General features: G+C 75.5%; 9 protein-coding genes and 1 tRNA gene. 4 read left to right on the top strand and 6 right to left on the bottom strand.

Features of this window, described 5'->3' with window-relative positions:
- Window positions 1-70 precede the first annotated feature (70 nt).
- Together BLV05_RS13120 and BLV05_RS13115 are read left to right on the top strand one after the other, a co-directional pair.
- Entirely contained in the window at window positions 71-3,514 is a 3,444-nt protein-coding gene (locus tag BLV05_RS13120; RefSeq protein ID WP_046772158.1) for a bifunctional proline dehydrogenase/L-glutamate gamma-semialdehyde dehydrogenase, read from the top strand.
- Window positions 3,511-5,079: a SagB/ThcOx family dehydrogenase gene (locus BLV05_RS13115; protein ID WP_052763071.1), complete on the top strand. Its 1,569-nt coding sequence runs from the start codon at window positions 3,511-3,513 to the stop codon at window positions 5,077-5,079. Before BLV05_RS13120 ends, BLV05_RS13115 begins: the two co-directional genes overlap by 4 nt.
- Here the strand turns inward: BLV05_RS13115 and BLV05_RS13110 are convergent.
- From BLV05_RS13110 to BLV05_RS13090, 5 genes are all read right to left on the bottom strand, one after another.
- Window positions 5,045-6,412: an aspartate aminotransferase family protein gene (locus tag BLV05_RS13110; RefSeq protein ID WP_046772159.1), complete on the bottom strand. Its 1,368-nt coding sequence runs from the start codon at window positions 6,410-6,412 to the stop codon at window positions 5,045-5,047. The two genes, BLV05_RS13115 and BLV05_RS13110, sit on opposite strands and share 35 nt — an antisense overlap.
- On the bottom strand, window positions 6,409-7,686 hold the full coding sequence (locus tag BLV05_RS13105) for an MFS transporter (protein WP_046772160.1): 1,278 nt from the start codon (window positions 7,684-7,686) through the stop codon (window positions 6,409-6,411). Before BLV05_RS13105 ends, BLV05_RS13110 begins: the two co-directional genes overlap by 4 nt.
- A gap of 85 nt (window positions 7,687-7,771) precedes the next feature.
- Window positions 7,772-10,300: a hypothetical protein gene (locus BLV05_RS13100; RefSeq protein WP_152691063.1), complete on the bottom strand. Its 2,529-nt coding sequence runs from the start codon at window positions 10,298-10,300 to the stop codon at window positions 7,772-7,774.
- Between the two features lie 111 nt (window positions 10,301-10,411).
- Window positions 10,412-12,952 (bottom strand): LuxR C-terminal-related transcriptional regulator, encoded by a 2,541-nt coding sequence (locus BLV05_RS13095; protein ID WP_046772162.1) that lies wholly within the window; start codon window positions 12,950-12,952, stop codon window positions 10,412-10,414.
- The gene (locus BLV05_RS13090; protein ID WP_046772163.1) at window positions 12,949-13,932 is read right to left on the bottom strand and encodes a GlxA family transcriptional regulator; all 984 of its coding nucleotides are present in this window, start codon (window positions 13,930-13,932) and stop codon (window positions 12,949-12,951) included. Before BLV05_RS13090 ends, BLV05_RS13095 begins: the two co-directional genes overlap by 4 nt.
- A gap of 70 nt (window positions 13,933-14,002) precedes the next feature.
- Here BLV05_RS13090 and BLV05_RS13085 point away from each other — a divergent pair, with 70 nt between their 5' ends.
- Window positions 14,003-14,590: a DJ-1/PfpI family protein gene (locus BLV05_RS13085; RefSeq protein WP_046772164.1), complete on the top strand. Its 588-nt coding sequence runs from the start codon at window positions 14,003-14,005 to the stop codon at window positions 14,588-14,590.
- A 102-nt stretch (window positions 14,591-14,692) separates the two neighbouring features.
- Here the strand turns inward: BLV05_RS13085 and BLV05_RS13080 are convergent.
- Window positions 14,693-14,769 (bottom strand) — tRNA-Met (locus BLV05_RS13080).
- A 357-nt stretch (window positions 14,770-15,126) separates the two neighbouring features.
- On the opposite strand from BLV05_RS13080, the gene BLV05_RS37665 reads away from it, so the two are divergent.
- Complete coding sequence (locus BLV05_RS37665) at window positions 15,127-15,357, top strand: GNAT family N-acetyltransferase (protein ID WP_201778018.1); 231 nt, start codon at window positions 15,127-15,129, stop codon at window positions 15,355-15,357.
- Window positions 15,358-15,392 lie beyond the last annotated feature (35 nt).

The raw sequence follows: 15,392 nt of genomic DNA, 5'->3' as shown, positions 1-15,392 counted from the left end.
AGTAGATCTGACGAGTACTCGTCAGAAAACATCGCTTTACCTTATGCCAGTAGGTGACCAGACTGTGGACATGGCCGTGACCTGGAACGACACCGACGCACGAGCGGACGGGCTGAACGACCTGCTGGCGCTCTCCGACGAGGTCGTGGCGACCGTCCGCCGCTGGCTGGACGAGGCCGCGCGGCATCCCGCGAGCGCCGCCGCCCAGCGGCTCTCCCAGGTGCTGGCCGACCCCAAGGGGTTGCCGTTCGCGGTCGGCTTCGTCGACGGCGTCATCCGGCCGGAGGACCCGAAGGTCGCCGCCCAGGCGTTGCGCGACCTCGCCGCGGACGTCCCGGCGTTCCTGCCCGCGCACCTGCGCCTCGCCGTCCGCGCCGGCGGGCTGGCCGGACGGGTCGCGCCCGGGCTGGTCGTGCCGATCGCCCGGCGGGTGCTGCGCGAGATGGTCGGCCACCTGGTCGTCGACGCGCGGCCGGCCAAGCTCGGCAAGGCGATCGCCCGCATCCGCCGTGACGGCGCCCGGCTCAACGTCAACCTGCTGGGCGAGGCGGTGCTCGGCGAGCGCGAGGCGCGCCGGCGGCTCGACGGCACGCTGCGGCTGCTGGACCGCCCCGACGTCGACTACGTGTCGGTGAAGGTGTCGTCGACGGTGGCGCCGCACTCGGCATGGGCGTTCGACGACACCGTCGCGCACGTCGTCGAGGCGCTCACCCCGCTGTACCGGCGGGCCGCGGCGGCGTCGACGTTCGTCAACCTCGACATGGAGGAGTACCGCGACCTCGAGCTGACGACGGCGGTCTTCACCACGCTGCTGGGTCGGCCCGAGTTCCAGGACCTCGAGGCCGGCATCGTCCTGCAGGCCTACCTGCCCGACACGCTCGCGACGATGATCCGGCTGCAGGAGTGGGCGGCCGCGCGCCGCGGCCGCGGTGGCGCGCCGGTCAAGGTGCGCGTCGTCAAGGGCGCGAACCTGCCGATGGAGCGGGTCGAGGCGTCGCTGCGCGGCTGGCCGCTGGCCACCTGGCACAGCAAGCAGGACACCGACACCAACTACAAGCGGCTGCTCGACTACGCGCTGCGGCCCGAGCACGTCGCCAACGTGCACGTCGGCGTCGCCGGGCACAACCTGTTCGACCTCGCGTTCGCCTGGCTGCTGGCCGGCCGGCGCGGAGTCCGCGACGGCGTCGAGGTCGAGATGCTGCTGGGCATGGCCCAGGGCCAGGCCGAGGTGGTCCGCCGCGAGGTCGGCAAGGTCCGCCTGTACACGCCCGTCGTGCACCCGCGCGAGTTCGACGTCGCGATCGCCTACCTGGTCCGGCGGCTGGAGGAGGGCGCGAGCGAGGAGAACTTCCTGTCCGCGCTGGCCGGGCTGCACGACCACGAGGAGCTGTTCGTCCGCGAGCGCGACCGGTTCCTCGCCTCGCTGGCGGCGCTCGACCGCGCGGTGCCGCGTCCGCACCGGAACCAGGACCGCCGCGACCCCGTCGGCGACGCCGTCCAGGCCGAGTTCGCGAACGTGCCCGACACCGACCCCGCGCTGCCGGGCAACGTCGCGTGGAGCCGCGACATCCTCGCCCGCGCCGCCGCCAGCACGGCCGGCGTGGCCACGGCCGACGCCGCCGTCGTGCGGTCCGAGGAGGCGCTCGACGAGATCCTGGGCGCCGCCGCCGAGGCGGGACGGGGCTGGGGCGCGCTGACCGGCGCGCAGCGGGCCGCGGTGCTGCGCCGCGCGGCGGTCGAGCTGGAGCGGCACCGGGCCGAGCTGCTGGAGGTCATGGCGGCCGAGGCCGGCAAGACGCTGGACCAGGGCGACCCCGAGGTGTCCGAGGCGATCGACTTCGCGAACTTCTACGCCGGCCTGGCCGAGCGGCTCGACGACGTCGACGGCGCGGTCCGCCGGCCGGTGCCGCTGACCGTCGTGACGCCGCCGTGGAACTTCCCGGTCGCGATCCCGGCCGGGTCGACGCTGGCCGCGCTGGCCGCCGGGTCGGCCGTAGCGCTCAAGCCGGCGTCCCAGGCCGTGCGCTGCGGCGCGGTGCTGGCCGAGGCGCTCTGGGCGGCCGGGGTGCCGCGCGACGTGCTGCGGCTGGTCCGGGCCGGCGAGTCGCGGCTGGGCCGCCGGCTGGTGTCCGACCCGCGGGTCGGCCGGGTCATCCTCACCGGCGCCTTCGAGACCGCCGAGCTGTTCCGGTCGTTCCGCACCGACCTCCCGCTGCTGGCCGAGACCAGCGGCAAGAACGCGATCGTCGTGACCCCGAGCGCCGACATGGACCTCGCGGTCCGTGACGTCGTCCAGTCCGCGTTCGGCCACGCCGGGCAGAAGTGCTCCGCCGCGTCGCTGGTGATCCTGGTCGGCTCGGTGGCGCGGTCGCGCCGGTTCCGCGACCAGCTCGTCGACGCCGTCGCGTCGCTGGTGGTGGGGCCTCCGACGGACCCGACCGCCCAGATGGGCCCGCTCATCGGCCCGGCCGACGGCAAGCTGCTGCGGGCACTGACGACGCTAGGCCCGGGCGAGTCGTGGGTGGTCCGGCCGCGGCAGCTCGACGACGACGGGCGGCTGTGGTCGCCCGGCGTCAAGGTCGGCGTCGCCGACGGCTCGGAGTACCACCTGACGGAGTACTTCGGCCCGGTCCTCGGCATCATGACCGCCGGCACGCTGGACGAGGCGATCTCCCTGCAGAACCGGGTGCCCTTTGGGCTCACCGCCGGCCTGCACACCCGCGACGCTTCTGAGCTGGCGACGTGGCTGGACCGCGTCGAGGCCGGCAACCTCTACGTCAACCGCGGCACCACCGGCGCCATCGTCCGGCGGCAGCCGTTCGGCGGCTGGAAGCGCTCGGCCGTCGGCGCCGGGACCAAGGCGGGCGGGCCGAACTACCTGGTCGGCCTGACCGACTGGACGCCCGCGCCGTCCACCGCCCCTGCGTCGCCGCTGGCCGCCGGGCCGGCCGCGCTGCTGGCCGCCGCGCACGCCGCCGGGCTGGCCGGCACCGACGGTCTGGAGCGGGCGCTGCGCAGCGACGCCGCCGCCTGGCGCGACGAGTTCGGCGTCGCCCGCGACGTGTCTGGGCTGACCGCCGAGCGCAACGTGTTCCGCTACCTGCCGTACCCGGTCACCGTCCGGCACGAGTCCGGGGCGCCGGTGGCGGACCTGCTGCGGGTGGTCGCGGCCGGCGTGCTCGCGGGTGCCCCGGTGACGGTGTCGGCGGCCGGCGAGCTGCCCGCCGTCGTGACATCCGCGATGACGGCGCTCGGCGTCGCGGTGAGTGTCGAGGCCGCGGCCGACTGGCAGCGCCGGGCCGCCCGGCTGACCGGCCGCGTCCGGCTGGTCGGCGGCGACCCGGTGGCGCTGTACGAGGCGGCCGGCGGCCGTCCCGACCTCGCCGTCCACGCCCAGCCGGTGACCGAGGCGGGCCGCGTCGAGCTGCTGCCGTTCCTGCGCGAGCAGGCGGTCAGCGTCACCGCGCACCGGTTCGGCTCGCCCGACCCGCTGGCGTCTACGCTCGCGGGATGACGCAGCGCAACGCCGACGTCCGGGCCGCTCTCGACTTCCACGCCGCGACGCGGTACCTGCGGGTCGGCGACGAGCTGCTCATGGGCACGCCGCCGGACGCCGAGAGCGCGATCTGGGAAGAGGACCGCTCGCTCGAGCCGTACCCGTTCAAGGTGTACGAGACGCTCGAGCCGATCGCGATCCCGCGCGAGTTCGCGCCGTCGTCGGTCCCGGCCCTTCGCGCCGTGTCGGCGTCCGGACACGATGGCGCGGCGGTGCCCGACCTCGCGCTGCTGGCCCGGATCGCGCGGCTGAGCAACGGCCTGCTGGACCGCACCGTCACCGTCCGCGGCACGGTCCTCACCTACCGGACCGCCGGCGGCACCGGCGCCCGTTACCACCTGGAGCTGTACTTCGCCTGCGCGGACCTGCCCGACCTGGCCGCGGGCCTCTACCAGTACGCGGCGCACGACCACAGCCTGCGGCGAGTGCGCGCCGGCGACGTCCGGGCCGCGCTGGCGGCGGCCACCGGTGCCGAGCCCGCGGTGGCGGCCGCTCCGGTCATCATGGCGGTGACCAGCACGTTCTGGCGCAACGCCTGGCGCTACAAGGCGCGCGCGTACCGGCACGCGTTCTGGGACGCCGGCACCTCGCTGTCGCAGGCGCTGGCGGTCGCGGCGTCGGCCGGGGTCCCGGCGGAGCTGGTGCTGGGCTTCGCCGACGACGAGGTCAACGCCGTCCTCGGCGTCGACGGCGTGCGCGAGGCGACGCTCGCGCTGTGCGCGCTCGGCGCCGGCGGCCCGGCCGCGCCGGACGTCGCTGCGCTGCCGCCGGCGGACCTGCCGGTGCGGCCGGTCTCGCCGCGCGAGGTGAACTTCCCCGCGATCGGCGCGATGCACCGGGCGTCGACGCTGACGACCGGCGCCGAGGCGGCGGCCTGGCGCTCCGCTGCGCCACCGGCCGGTGCGCCGGAGCCGGCCGGGCCGCTCACCGCGCTGGACCCGCTGCCGGACGACGCGCTGCCGCCGGAGCCGGTCGAGGACGTGATCCTGCGGCGACGCTCGACCCGCAACTACGACACCGGCGCCGAGCTGGGGTTCCGCGACTTCTCCACGCTGCTGGACCGCTCGTCGCGGGCCTACGCCGCAGACGTCCGGCCGCCGCTGGACTGCTACCTCATCGTCAACGCCGTCGAGGGCCTGACCCCCGGCGTCTACCTGCACCACCCGGCCCGCGGCGGCGTCGAGCTGCTGCGGGGCGGCGACTTCCGCGCCGACGCCGCGCGCATCGCCGTCGGCCAGGAGTACTGCGCCGACGCGCACGTCAACGCGTACTGGCTGGCCGACCTCGGGCCGCTGTTGGACACGTACGGCAACCGCGGCTACCGCGCCGCGCAGCTGACCAGCGCGCTGCAGGCCGGGCGGCTGCACCTCGGTACTCACGCGCTCGGCCTCGGCGCCGTCGGCTCCACGTCGGCCGACGACGAGGTGGTCGAGTTCTTCTCGCCGCACGCAGCCGGCAAGACCTACCTGTTCGTGACGGTGTTCGGCGTCAGGCGTCCGCGAACCGCTTCCCCGCGTCGGTGAGCACCTCGCGCAGGCCGTCGACGATCTCGTCGAGGACCGCGCGGTCGCTGATCAGCGGCGGCGCGATCTGCAGCACGGCGTCGCCGCGGTCGTCGGCGCGGGCGATCAGCCCCGCTTCGAGCAGCCGGCCGGGCAGGAACCCGCGCAGCAGCGCGTCGCGCGCGGCCTGGTCGAAGCGGGTGTTCGCGGCGTCCTTCACCAGCTCGATCGCCCAGAAGAAGCCGGCGCCGCGGACGTCGCCGACGATCGGCAGCGCGAGCAGCTCGCCGAGCCGGTCGCGCAGGTAGGGCTCCTGCGCGCGGACGTTCTCGAGGACGCCGTCGCGGGCCACGATGTCGATGGTGCGCAGCGCGATGGCGGCGCTGGCCGGGTGGCCGCCGAAGGTGATGCCGTGGCGCAGCACCCGGCCGCCGTCGACCAGCGGCTGGACGACGCGGTCGGTGGTGAGCACGGCGCCCATCGGCGCGTAGGCCGCGGTGATGCCCTTGGCCAGGCTGACGAGGTCGGGAGTGACGCCCTCGCGCGCGACGCCGAACCACTCGCCCAGCCGGCCGCAGCCGGTGATGACCTCGTCGGCCATGAGCAGGATGCCGTAGCGGTCGGCGAGCTCGCGCAGCCCGCGCCAGTAGCCGGGCGGCGGGGTCAGGCAGCCGCCGGCGTTCTGCACCGGCTCGGCGATGATCAGCGCGACCTCGTCCGGCCCGGCCGCGACAACGGCCGCCTCGACCTCGGCCAGCAGCCGGGCACAGTACGCGGCCGGATCGGCGCCGTCGGGCGCGCGGAACGCGTTGGTGTTCGACACATGCGTGACGTCGATCGGCGGCGGGCCGAAGTCGTCCTTGAACCGCGGGACGCCGGTGAACGCCAGCGCGCCGAGCGTCACGCCGTGGTACGCGACGTCGCGGGCGATCGCCTTGGTGCGCTGCGGCTGGCCGATGGCCAGGAAGTGCTCGCGGACCAGCTTCCACGCCGCCTCGACCGCCTCGGAGCCGCCGTTGGTGAAGAACGCGCGGGTCAGCCCGGGCGGCGCGAGGCCGGTGAGGCGCTCGGCCAGCTCGATGGCCGGCGGGTGCGCCGTCGCCCAGTTCGTGTTGAACGGCAGCCGCGTGAGCTGCTCGGTGGCCGCGGCCGCCAGTTCGGCGCCGTAGGAGTAGCCGAGCTGGGCGCAGAACAGGCTCGACAGCGCGTCGACGTAGCGCCGTCCGCGGGTGTCGAACACGTACGGTCCCTCGCCCCGCTCGAGCACGAGCAGGTCGTCGGGCCGTTGCTTGGAAAAGTGGAGCAGCAGGTGGTCCGCCGCGGACCGCTGCAGCTCCTCGTGGTTCAGAGTCATGTCGCCTCACCGCCTTGGTGCATAGTCTGGCCTACCCGGGTGACGAGGACGGCGGAGGCCGCGACGCTGACGAGCGCCACGACGAACAGCGCGCGGTAGCCGTCGAAGACGTTGATCACCAGTGCGGCCACCGGCGGGGCGATCGTCTGCGGCACGTTGACGGCGACGTTGAACAGGCCGAGGTCCTTGCCGGCGGCCGCCTCGCGGTCCGGCAGCACGTCGATCGCCAGCGCGTTGCCGCAGGCCAGGTACAGTCCGCCGGCCACGCCCTGGACCGCCGCGAACACCGCCACCGCCGTCGTCGTCGCGGACACGAGTGGTGCGGCCAACGCGAGTCCCAGGATGCCGGCCGCCGCCACCAGGAAGACCGTCCGCCGGCCGGTGCGGTCGCTCCACCAGCCGCCCACCACGATCCCGACCACCGTCGTCGCGAAGCCGAGCACCGTGAGCAGCCCGATCAGCCGGTTGGCGTCGTCGCGCGTCAGCCCCACGTAGTCCGTCAGGATGTACAGCTGGTAGGTCAGCACCAGTTGGTAGCCGAGCACGAAGAGCAGCCGCGACCCGAACACCCGCAGGAAGTCGGCGTGCTCGCGCGGCCGCAGCCAGAACCCGCGCAGCAGGTCCCGCGTTGTCCCACCCGTGGGCGCCTTCGCCGGTGCGTCGTCCCGCAGCGCCCGGCGGTTCACCAGCACGAACGCCGCTGCCGCCGCGACGACCGCCAGCCCGAGCCCGGTGTAGGCGACCGGCCGGTGGTCGGCGGCCAGCGGACCGGCGAACGCCGTCCCCGCCGCCGCTCCGGCCATGCCGCCACCGGCCAGCAGCGCCGACGCGCGGCCGCGGCGGGCCGGTGGCACGCGGTCGGCCACCGTCGCCGCCACCGCGACGTCGGTGCCGTTGAGCGCGAACTGGATGACGACCCAGAACACGCAGATCCACGCCACCGACCCGAGGCCGCCGAGACCCAGCAGGAACCCGGCGGCCACGACCGCCCCGGCCAGCAGCCACGGCGCCCGGCGGCCCAGCCGGCTGTGCGTGCGGTCGCTCAGCGCACCGACCAGCGGCTGGGCCAGGATCGTGAACGCGAACGACACCGACGTCACGATGGCCAGGTTGGTGACCTTGTTGTCCGGGTCGATCGCCTCGACCTGGTTCGGCAGCAGCACCGACAGCAGCGCCGCGTAGTTCGCGACGACGGCGAACATGACGACGGCCAGCGACGGCAGCAGGGCCCGCGCCGTGGCCGGCGGGCGGGCGAGGGTCTCGGGCGCGACCACGTCGGCTCGTCTCGTCCAGGGGTGGGGTCCGGACGATCATGGACGCCGCCGCCCGCCCCCGCAACCCGAACCCCGCGCCCCATGATCATCGGGGCAGGAGGCCGAGCCGGCGGGCCCGCAGCAGCGCAGCGTCCCGCCCACTCGCACCGAGCGCCGCGTACAGCGACCGGAGCTGCTCCTCGACCAGGCTGGGCGCCATGACCAGCGCGTACGAGATCGACTCCGCGTCCTCGTGCCGGGTGAGGGCCTGCAGCACCGCCTGCTGGCGCTCGGTCAGCGTCACCAGCTCGGCCCGCGCCGGGTACGCCGGACGCGCGGCCAGCACGGCCGGGTCCAGCGCGACCCCCGACCGCCGTGCCAGCACGTCGCGGACCTCAGCGGGCAGCAGCGTGTACGGGCGCAGCACCCCGGCGCGGTCGGCGAGCGCAGCGGCCCGGGCGAACGAGCGGTCCGCCGTCTCCCCCGCGTCGAGCGCCTCGGCGGCCGCGGCCTTGATCAGCAGCAGGTCGATCCGGTCCCGCGGCGTCGTGTCCGGCTCCCAGGCCGCCGATTCGGCCACGTGCTCGGCCTGCGCCGGTTCGCCGCGCAGCAGGTGGAACCGCGCCAGCGGCACCCGGGTCCAGGCCGCCTCCGGCCCGGCGGCCCGAAGCAGCGTGTCCACGCGGTTCAGCTCGCCCAGCGCGAGCAGCAGCTCGGCCCGGCACCGGTCGACGATCCGCGCCGCGAGGCCACCGGGCTGCTGCGGGTTCCGAGCCGCGTACCGGTCGGCGTCGGCCAGCGCGAGCAGCGGGTCGCCGAAGCTGAGCGCGTACTGGGTCCGCGCGGCGACGATGAACGGCCACAGCTCAGCCTGCCCGGTGTCGTCCTCGGCCCGCTCCAGGTGCGCGCCGGCGGTCTCGCCGTCCAGCCGGTCCGCGGCGACGAACGCGGCGGCGAGATGCGCGGGCAGCCGCACCAGGTACTCCAGCCAGCGCGCCGGAGCGGCATGCCGCTCGTACACGTCCAGCCAGTACCGGGCATCGACGGTCGCACCGGTGGCGGCATGCAGCAGCGCGAGGTCGGCGGCGATGTGCGCGGTGACGGGGTGCGCGGCGCGGTCGTGCGCCGCGGCGTAGGCCTGCGTCCCGGCGCCGACGGCGCGCGGCCCGTTCCCGCTCAGCAGCAGCGCCTGGGCGGACTGGTGCAGCGCCCACGCCCGATGCATCGGCCAGACGTCGCCGTCGCGGCCGGTGAGCTCGCGGTCCAGCCGGGCGGCTCCGGCGACGGCGCGCTCGTAGCGGCCGTCCATGCGATCGGCGACGATCGCGATCGACAGCAGCTGCAGCTGCCGGTCGCTGGGCCGCCCGGGCGTCGCCTCCTCGGCCCGCAGCACCTGCTCGCCGTCCGCACGGAACGCACTGACCAGCGCCTGCAGCGTGCGAACGCCCGGCGGGTAGGACGTCAGGATGCGGGCGGCCGCGGCCGGCAGCCGCAGGTCCGGCCGGCCGCGCAGCACCGACGCGGGCAGGCCGGCGAACCCGGCGGCGAGGTCGTCGTCGCGCTCGGTGAGCAGGCTCAGCCCGGCCGCGTTCCACGCCTGGGCGAGCAGCGGCCAGTCCTCCGCCGCACGGGCATGCCGGACGGCCGGGCCGGCCGCGCCCGCGTCCAGCAGCGCACGGGCATAGCGGCGGTGCCAGGCGGCCGGCTGCTCGGGTTCGGTGGCGACCAGCTCGGCCCGCAGCGCGTCGCGGAGCACCGGAGGCATCGACCACCCGCCGTCATCGGCCGCCGCCCCTCGCGGCTCCGCAGCCGCAGCTCGCGGGTCGGTCGCCGCCGGCGCCGCTGCTGCTCGGAGGCCCGCCCCTCCCGGCTGGGTGGGCCTCAACTCTACGGCTGCGGACTGACAACCGTCGCCGGCGACCGCCCGCAGCTCGTCCGCCAGGTCGTCGCTCACGCCGGCCGCCCGCAAGTGCACGGACGTGATCGGATCGGCCAGCGCCAGCCGCAGCGCGGCCGCGCGGAGCACGTCGGACAGCCCGTCCAGCGCAACCGCGCGCACGTACTCCGCGGCCGCCCGCCGGCCGTCCTCCGCCGTCGGCGCGTCGATCATCAGGCGGGCCGGGAGCAGCCAGCCACGCGTGTGGTCGTGGACGGCGGCCAGCCCGCGCCCGCCCCAGGCCGCGGCCAGCTCGTCCGGCGTGGCCAGCAGCTCCGGCCCGGTGAGCTGCGTGACCGCCAGCCCGGCCCGGTACGCGGCGGCGACCAGCGGCAGCGGACGGCGGGCGCACACCACCAGCCGCACCTGTGGCACGCGGGCCAGCGCGGCGGCGACGGCGTCCGGCTCGACCAGGCCGTCGACCAGGTCGTTGCCCAAGTCGTTCCCCCGGTCGACGACGAGGACGGCCTCGCCCGCCATGCCCGGCCGGGCGCCGGCCGCGGCGACCAGCCCACCCAGCAGGTCGTCGTCGAGCCATGTCACCGTCGCGCCGGCCGCCGCGCGGCGCCGCGCCCACTCGTCCACCAGCGCGGTCTTGCCCGTGCCCGGCAGACCGACGATCGCGGTGAGCGCCGCCGGGCGGTCCAAGCGATCGAGCAACCGGGTACGCGGCACCCGGCCGTCCGTCCGTCGTTCCACCCGTCCCCCGCGCTCGCTGCTCCCGTTGGGTTCCAGGGCACCAGAGGTCGTGGGTGCGGCCGGATGCGGTCTCGCGGATATCCCCCCGGTTCTTACCCCTCCCCGGACGGCTCAGAGCAGGCCGCGGCGGCGGGCCTCGGCCACGGCGTCGTCGCGGCCGGACACGCCGAGCTTGCGGTAGATCGCACGGCACTGGCTCTTCACGGTGCCCGCCGCCACCCCGAGCCGGCCGGCTATGACCGGCAGCGTGTCCGGCGTCGCCAGCTCGGCCAGTACGGCCGACTCGCGCCGGGTCAGCGACACCAGCGCGTCAGGCTCCGGGAACAGCGCCGGGAAGCGGCCGACGTCGGCGCGCAGCTCGGCGCCGTCCGGGACCGCCGCCACCAACGTCCGGAAGTCCGCCTGCGGCATGGCGGCGAACGGGCTGCGCAGGCCGGTGTCGCGGGACCGCGCGACGGCGCCGGCGAACGCCCGCGCGGCGGCGGCCGGGTCGCCGGAGCGCAGCCGCGCCGAGGCGGCGATCAGGCCGAGGTGCAGACGGTCGCGCGGGGTGCCGCGGTGCTCGTGCTCCGGCGCGACGGTGATCGCCAGGGCCCGCGCGTGGTCGCCGTCGAGCAGCAGGCCGCGCGCCTTGGCGACGGCCAGCCGCGGGTAGGGGCGGATGCGTCGTGACGGGATCAGCCGGCGGGCCTCGGCCGGTCGCCCGGCGGCCAGCAGCAGCTCGGCCCGCACCGCCGTCAACATGGCCCGCATCGCGGCGCCGAGCGGCTTGCGACTCTTCTCCGCGAGGCCGGTCTCCAGCAGGTGCAGCGCCTCCGCCGGCCCCGCGGCGTGCCAGCGCTGCAGCGTCCGGGCGTGCAGCACCATGGGCCACCACTCCACCGTCGGCCAGTGCGGCAACGTCTGGGCGAGCTCGTCGTCGGCGGCGTCCGGCCGGTGGTCCTCCAGGTGCACGTACGCGGCGCCGATGTGCTTGGGGATCGCGTAGAACCCGGCGTTGAAGAACCGCGGCAGGCGAGGGTCGACCAGCTCGGCCAGCGCCGCGCGGGCCTGCGTGATGCGTCCGGCCGAGGCGTGCGCGAGCACCGCCAGCGACTCCGCGTGCAGTGCGCCGCTCCCACCGGCCGCCCTGGACGGCGGTGGCTCGGCCAGCGTGCGGACGGCGTCGTCGACGCGGTCCAGCAGCAGGTGGGTCGAGGCGGTCTGGGTGACGATGATCGGCCGGAGGTGGTCGAGCTCGCCGGCCGGATCGGCGGCCCGCGGCAGCATGGCGTGCAGCCGGCGTAGGGCGGGCTGGACCAGCTCGTCGCGGCCGGCGAACCGCAGCCCGAGCGTGAGCATGCCCTGGATCCAGACGTGGTCGACGCTCACCCGGCCGTGCCTGGACAACCGCTGCCACTCCGCCGTCGCGACGCCGGCGGTGAGCAGCCGGACCGCCTTGGCGACGTCGCCCAGCGCGTAGTGGCCCACCGCGACGAACAGCGCGAGCAGCGGCTGCGCCCGCAGCACCGGCTTGGGCACGTCGACGCGGCGCAGCCACTGCCGGTCCAGCCCGCCCGCGACCTCGCGGAACGCCTGGCCGAGGTGGGTGCGGGCGCGCTGCCACTCCTGCGCGATCAGCGCGGACTCGAACGCCCCGGCGCGGTCGCCGCGGTCCTCGTACCAGTCCACCAGCCGCCGGTGCGCGGCCCGCAGGCGGTCGTCGTCGAGGCGCCCGCGCACGGCGTCGCGGACCAGCGGCTGCAGCCGGAACCGCGGCTCGCCGAGGCCGTCCTCCCAGCCGCCCAGCCCGCGTGCCTCGACGGCGGCGACGATCGGGTGGCCGTCGAGGTGGACGCCGAGCAGCTCCGCCTGCCGCACGCTGACGCCGTCGACCACCGACAGCAGCACGAGATCGGCGAAGCCGGGCAGCTCCTCCAGGTCGCCGACGAGCATCCACTGCAGCCGCGAGAGCGTGTCGACCTCGTGCGCCGCCGGCCACGGGTGCTCGTGCGCCAGCCGCACCCCGGCCCGAACCGCCAGCGGCCAGCCGGCGCTTGCGTCGTGCAGCGCGCCGACCTGCTCGGCGGTCAGTGGGCTGTCGACCTGAGCGGCGAGGCGAGCGGCTTCCTCGGCGGTGAACGCGAGTTGCCGCGGCCCGACGGTGACGGCGTCGATGCTCAGTGCGGTCGCGGGGTCGGTGAGCTCGCCGTCGCGCCGGGTGCCGACGGCCAGCTCGAGGCGCGCGGTGTGCGTGACGAGGCGCAGCAGATCGCCCTCGATCTTCGGGTCGGCCAGCCGCTCGGCGGCGTCGACGACCAGCGTCAGCGGCCGCTCACCCGCGTCGAGCAGCGGCGGCAGCAGGGCCGGCAGGTGGCCGACGGCGTCCGCGCTCACCTCCACGTCGGCCAGCGCGGGGTGGACCGTCCCCAGCAGCGCCACGACCCGCGACCAGAACCCCAGCCGCGTCGCGCACTCGTCGTCGACGGTGATCCAGACGGTCGCCGGGCGGCTGCGCGCCCACTCCGCCAGCAAGGCCGTCTTGCCATAGCCGGCCGGCGCCCGGACCACCCGCAGCGGCAGCTCCCCGTCGCCGAGCGCGGCCAGCAGCCGCGGCCGGCTCAGGTGGTCGCGCGATGGCCGCGGCACGCCGACGGTCGTGGGGTCGTTCATGCCGGCTGCTGGAAGGTGTGCCGGTAACGCAGCGGGCTGGTGCCGAGCCGGCGGGCGAAGTGCTGGCGCAGCGAGGCCGACGTCCCGAAGCCGGTGCGCCGGGCCACCTCCTCGACCGGGAGGTCGGTCGTCTCCAGCAACTCGCGGGCGACGTCCACCCGCTGGCGGATCAGCCACTGCAACGGCGTCGTCCCGCACTCCTGGCGGAACCGGCGGACCAGGGTGCGAGTGCTCATGGCCGCGTGCCGGGCGATATCGACGAGCTGGTGGTCGTCGGCGAGATGGTCGCGCAGCCAGGTGAGGGTCGGCGCGAGTGTGCTGGCGGCGTGCGCGACCGGATCGACGGCCGTGAGGTACTGGGCCTGGCCGCCCTCGCGATGCGGCGGCATCACGATGCGGCGTGCGACGTAGCCGGCGGCCGCCGCGCCGTGGTCGCGGCGGACCAGGTACAGGCACAGGTCGAGGCCGGCCGCGACCCCCGCGGCCGTGAGCACGTCGCCGTCGTCGACGAACAGCACCGACGGGTCGACGTCCACGTCCGGATGGCGCGCGGCGAGCTCGTCGGCGTGCGCCCAGTGCGTCGTCGCCCGGCGGCCGTCCAGCAAGCCGGCGGCGGCGAGCAGGTAGGCACCGGTGCAGATCGACGCGATGCGGGCGCCGCGGGCGTGCGCTCGGCGGAGCGCGGCCAGGACGGTCGCCGGCGGCGTGGTCGCCGACTCCGCCGCCGGCACGATCACGGTGTCAGCGGTGTCGACGACGTCCAGCGGCTCCAGTCCCGCGATCGCGAACGCGGCCCCGCCGGACGCCGTCGTCGCCAGTTCCGGGTGCGGCGCGCCGACCCTGACGTCGTACAGCCGGCCGTCCTCGGTCAGCCGCGGGGTCTGATGGCCGGCCGCCCGCGCCGTCGCGAAGACCTGGAACGGGATGGCCAGCTCGAGCGCCACCACGCCCGGCAATGCGAGCACGACCACCGTGTGCATGGCGTGAATCTATCGAAGATCTGCAATCCTGCCATGGCGGTTCGCGCGCGTCGCCGCGGAGACTGACCGGATGCAGGCCGAGGTGTTGATGTATGACGGCATCGCCGAGATGGACGCGCTACTGACGTTCGATGTGCTGGCGCGCGCCCGGCTGATGGGCGTGGACGTGTCGCCGGCGCTGGTGAGTGTTGACGGGCGGCCCGAGGTAACCGGGTGCTACGGGACCCGGTTCGGCGGCCTGCGGCAGTGGGACGCGGACCGCGCCGATGCGTTGCTGGTCGCCGGTGGGTGGGATGTGGACGTGATCGAGGCCAGCTCGCTGCCGGCGCAGATCCGCGCCTTCAAGGAGCGGGCCGGCTCGCGGCTGCTGCTGGGTGGGATCGACTCGGGGGCGCTGCTGTTCGGCGCGGCCGGCCTGCTCGCCGGCCGCCCGGCGACGACATACCGCCCCGACTTCGGCTACCTGGCCAAGTGGGCTGATGTCATCGACGCCCACATCGTCGACGATGGCGACCTCGTGACGTCGGGCAGCGGCTGGCTGGCCGGCCTGGACCTCGGGCTGTACCTGGTCGCGGAGCGGCTCGGCGCCCCGCACGTCGCGGTGGAGATCGAGCGCTTCATCGGCCACGATCGCCGCGGCACCGTCTGGCGCCGCTGACCGACGACTGCGCCCCACGGTGCGGACTCACCTGCCAAGCCCCAGCAGCCGACCACGCCTCGACATGCAGAAGGCCCGGACCGCGTGGTCCGGGCCTTCATCTGGTAGCGGGGGCAGGATTTGAACCTGCGGCCTCTGGGTTATGAGCCCAGCGAGCTACCGAGCTGCTCCACCCCGCGTCGTGTGAGTTCAGTCTACGCGATCGGTATCGGTGCGCCAAATCGCGCGGACGGCCGTGTCCGGCGCCGGTGGCCGGCAGGCAGAATGTCCGACATGACGGACTTCGAGGTGCGCTCCGTCCGGCCCGGCGACTACGCCGCGGTCGCGGCCATCACGGTCGCGGCCTACGACGCCGACGGGTTCCTGGATGGTGACGAGGAGTACGCCGACGAGCTGTCGGACATCGCTCACCGCTCGGAGCAGGCGACGTTGCTGGTGGCGGCGGACGACGACGGGACGGTGCTGGGAGCGGTGACGTTCTGCCGCCCGCCGAGCCCGTACGCCGAGGTGGCCAAGCCGGCGAGGCCGAATTCCGCATGCTGGCCGTCGACCCGGCGACGCGGGGGCGTGGGGTGGGCGCGGCGCTGGTGCAGGCGTGCCTCGACCTCGCCCGCCAGCACGGCGACGCGACCCTGGTGCTGTCGTCGCTGCCGACCATGCACACCGCGCACCGGCTGTACGAGCGGCTCGGGTTCGTCCGGACGCCCGAGCGCGACTTCGAGCCGATCCCGGACTTCCCGCTGATCGCCTACCGGCGCGCCGTCTGACCCGGAACGCGAACGGAGCCGCCACCCCTTTCGGG

The organism is Jiangella alkaliphila (assembly GCF_900105925.1).
Classification (GTDB): domain Bacteria; phylum Actinomycetota; class Actinomycetes; order Jiangellales; family Jiangellaceae; genus Jiangella; species Jiangella alkaliphila.
The sequence above is the reverse complement of the archived record's forward strand: the minus strand, read 5'-3'. Positions and strand labels throughout refer to the sequence as shown.

What these genes read in the sequence shown, in the direction of transcription:
- BLV05_RS13085 (WP_046772164.1), top strand. Translation starts at nt 14,003, where the DNA reads ATGCAGGCCGAGGTGTTGATGTATGACGGCATCGCCGAGATGGACGCG.
- BLV05_RS13115 (WP_052763071.1), top strand. Translation starts at nt 3,511, where the DNA reads ATGACGCAGCGCAACGCCGACGTCCGGGCCGCTCTCGACTTCCACGCC.
- BLV05_RS13110 (WP_046772159.1), bottom strand. Translation starts at nt 6,412, where the DNA reads ATGACTCTGAACCACGAGGAGCTGCAGCGGTCCGCGGCGGACCACCTG.
- BLV05_RS13095 (WP_046772162.1), bottom strand. Translation starts at nt 12,952, where the DNA reads ATGAACGACCCCACGACCGTCGGCGTGCCGCGGCCATCGCGCGACCAC.
- BLV05_RS37665 (WP_201778018.1), top strand. Translation starts at nt 15,127, where the DNA reads ATGCTGGCCGTCGACCCGGCGACGCGGGGGCGTGGGGTGGGCGCGGCG.
- BLV05_RS13120 (WP_046772158.1), top strand. Translation starts at nt 71, where the DNA reads ATGGCCGTGACCTGGAACGACACCGACGCACGAGCGGACGGGCTGAAC.
- BLV05_RS13090 (WP_046772163.1), bottom strand. Translation starts at nt 13,932, where the DNA reads ATGCACACGGTGGTCGTGCTCGCATTGCCGGGCGTGGTGGCGCTCGAG.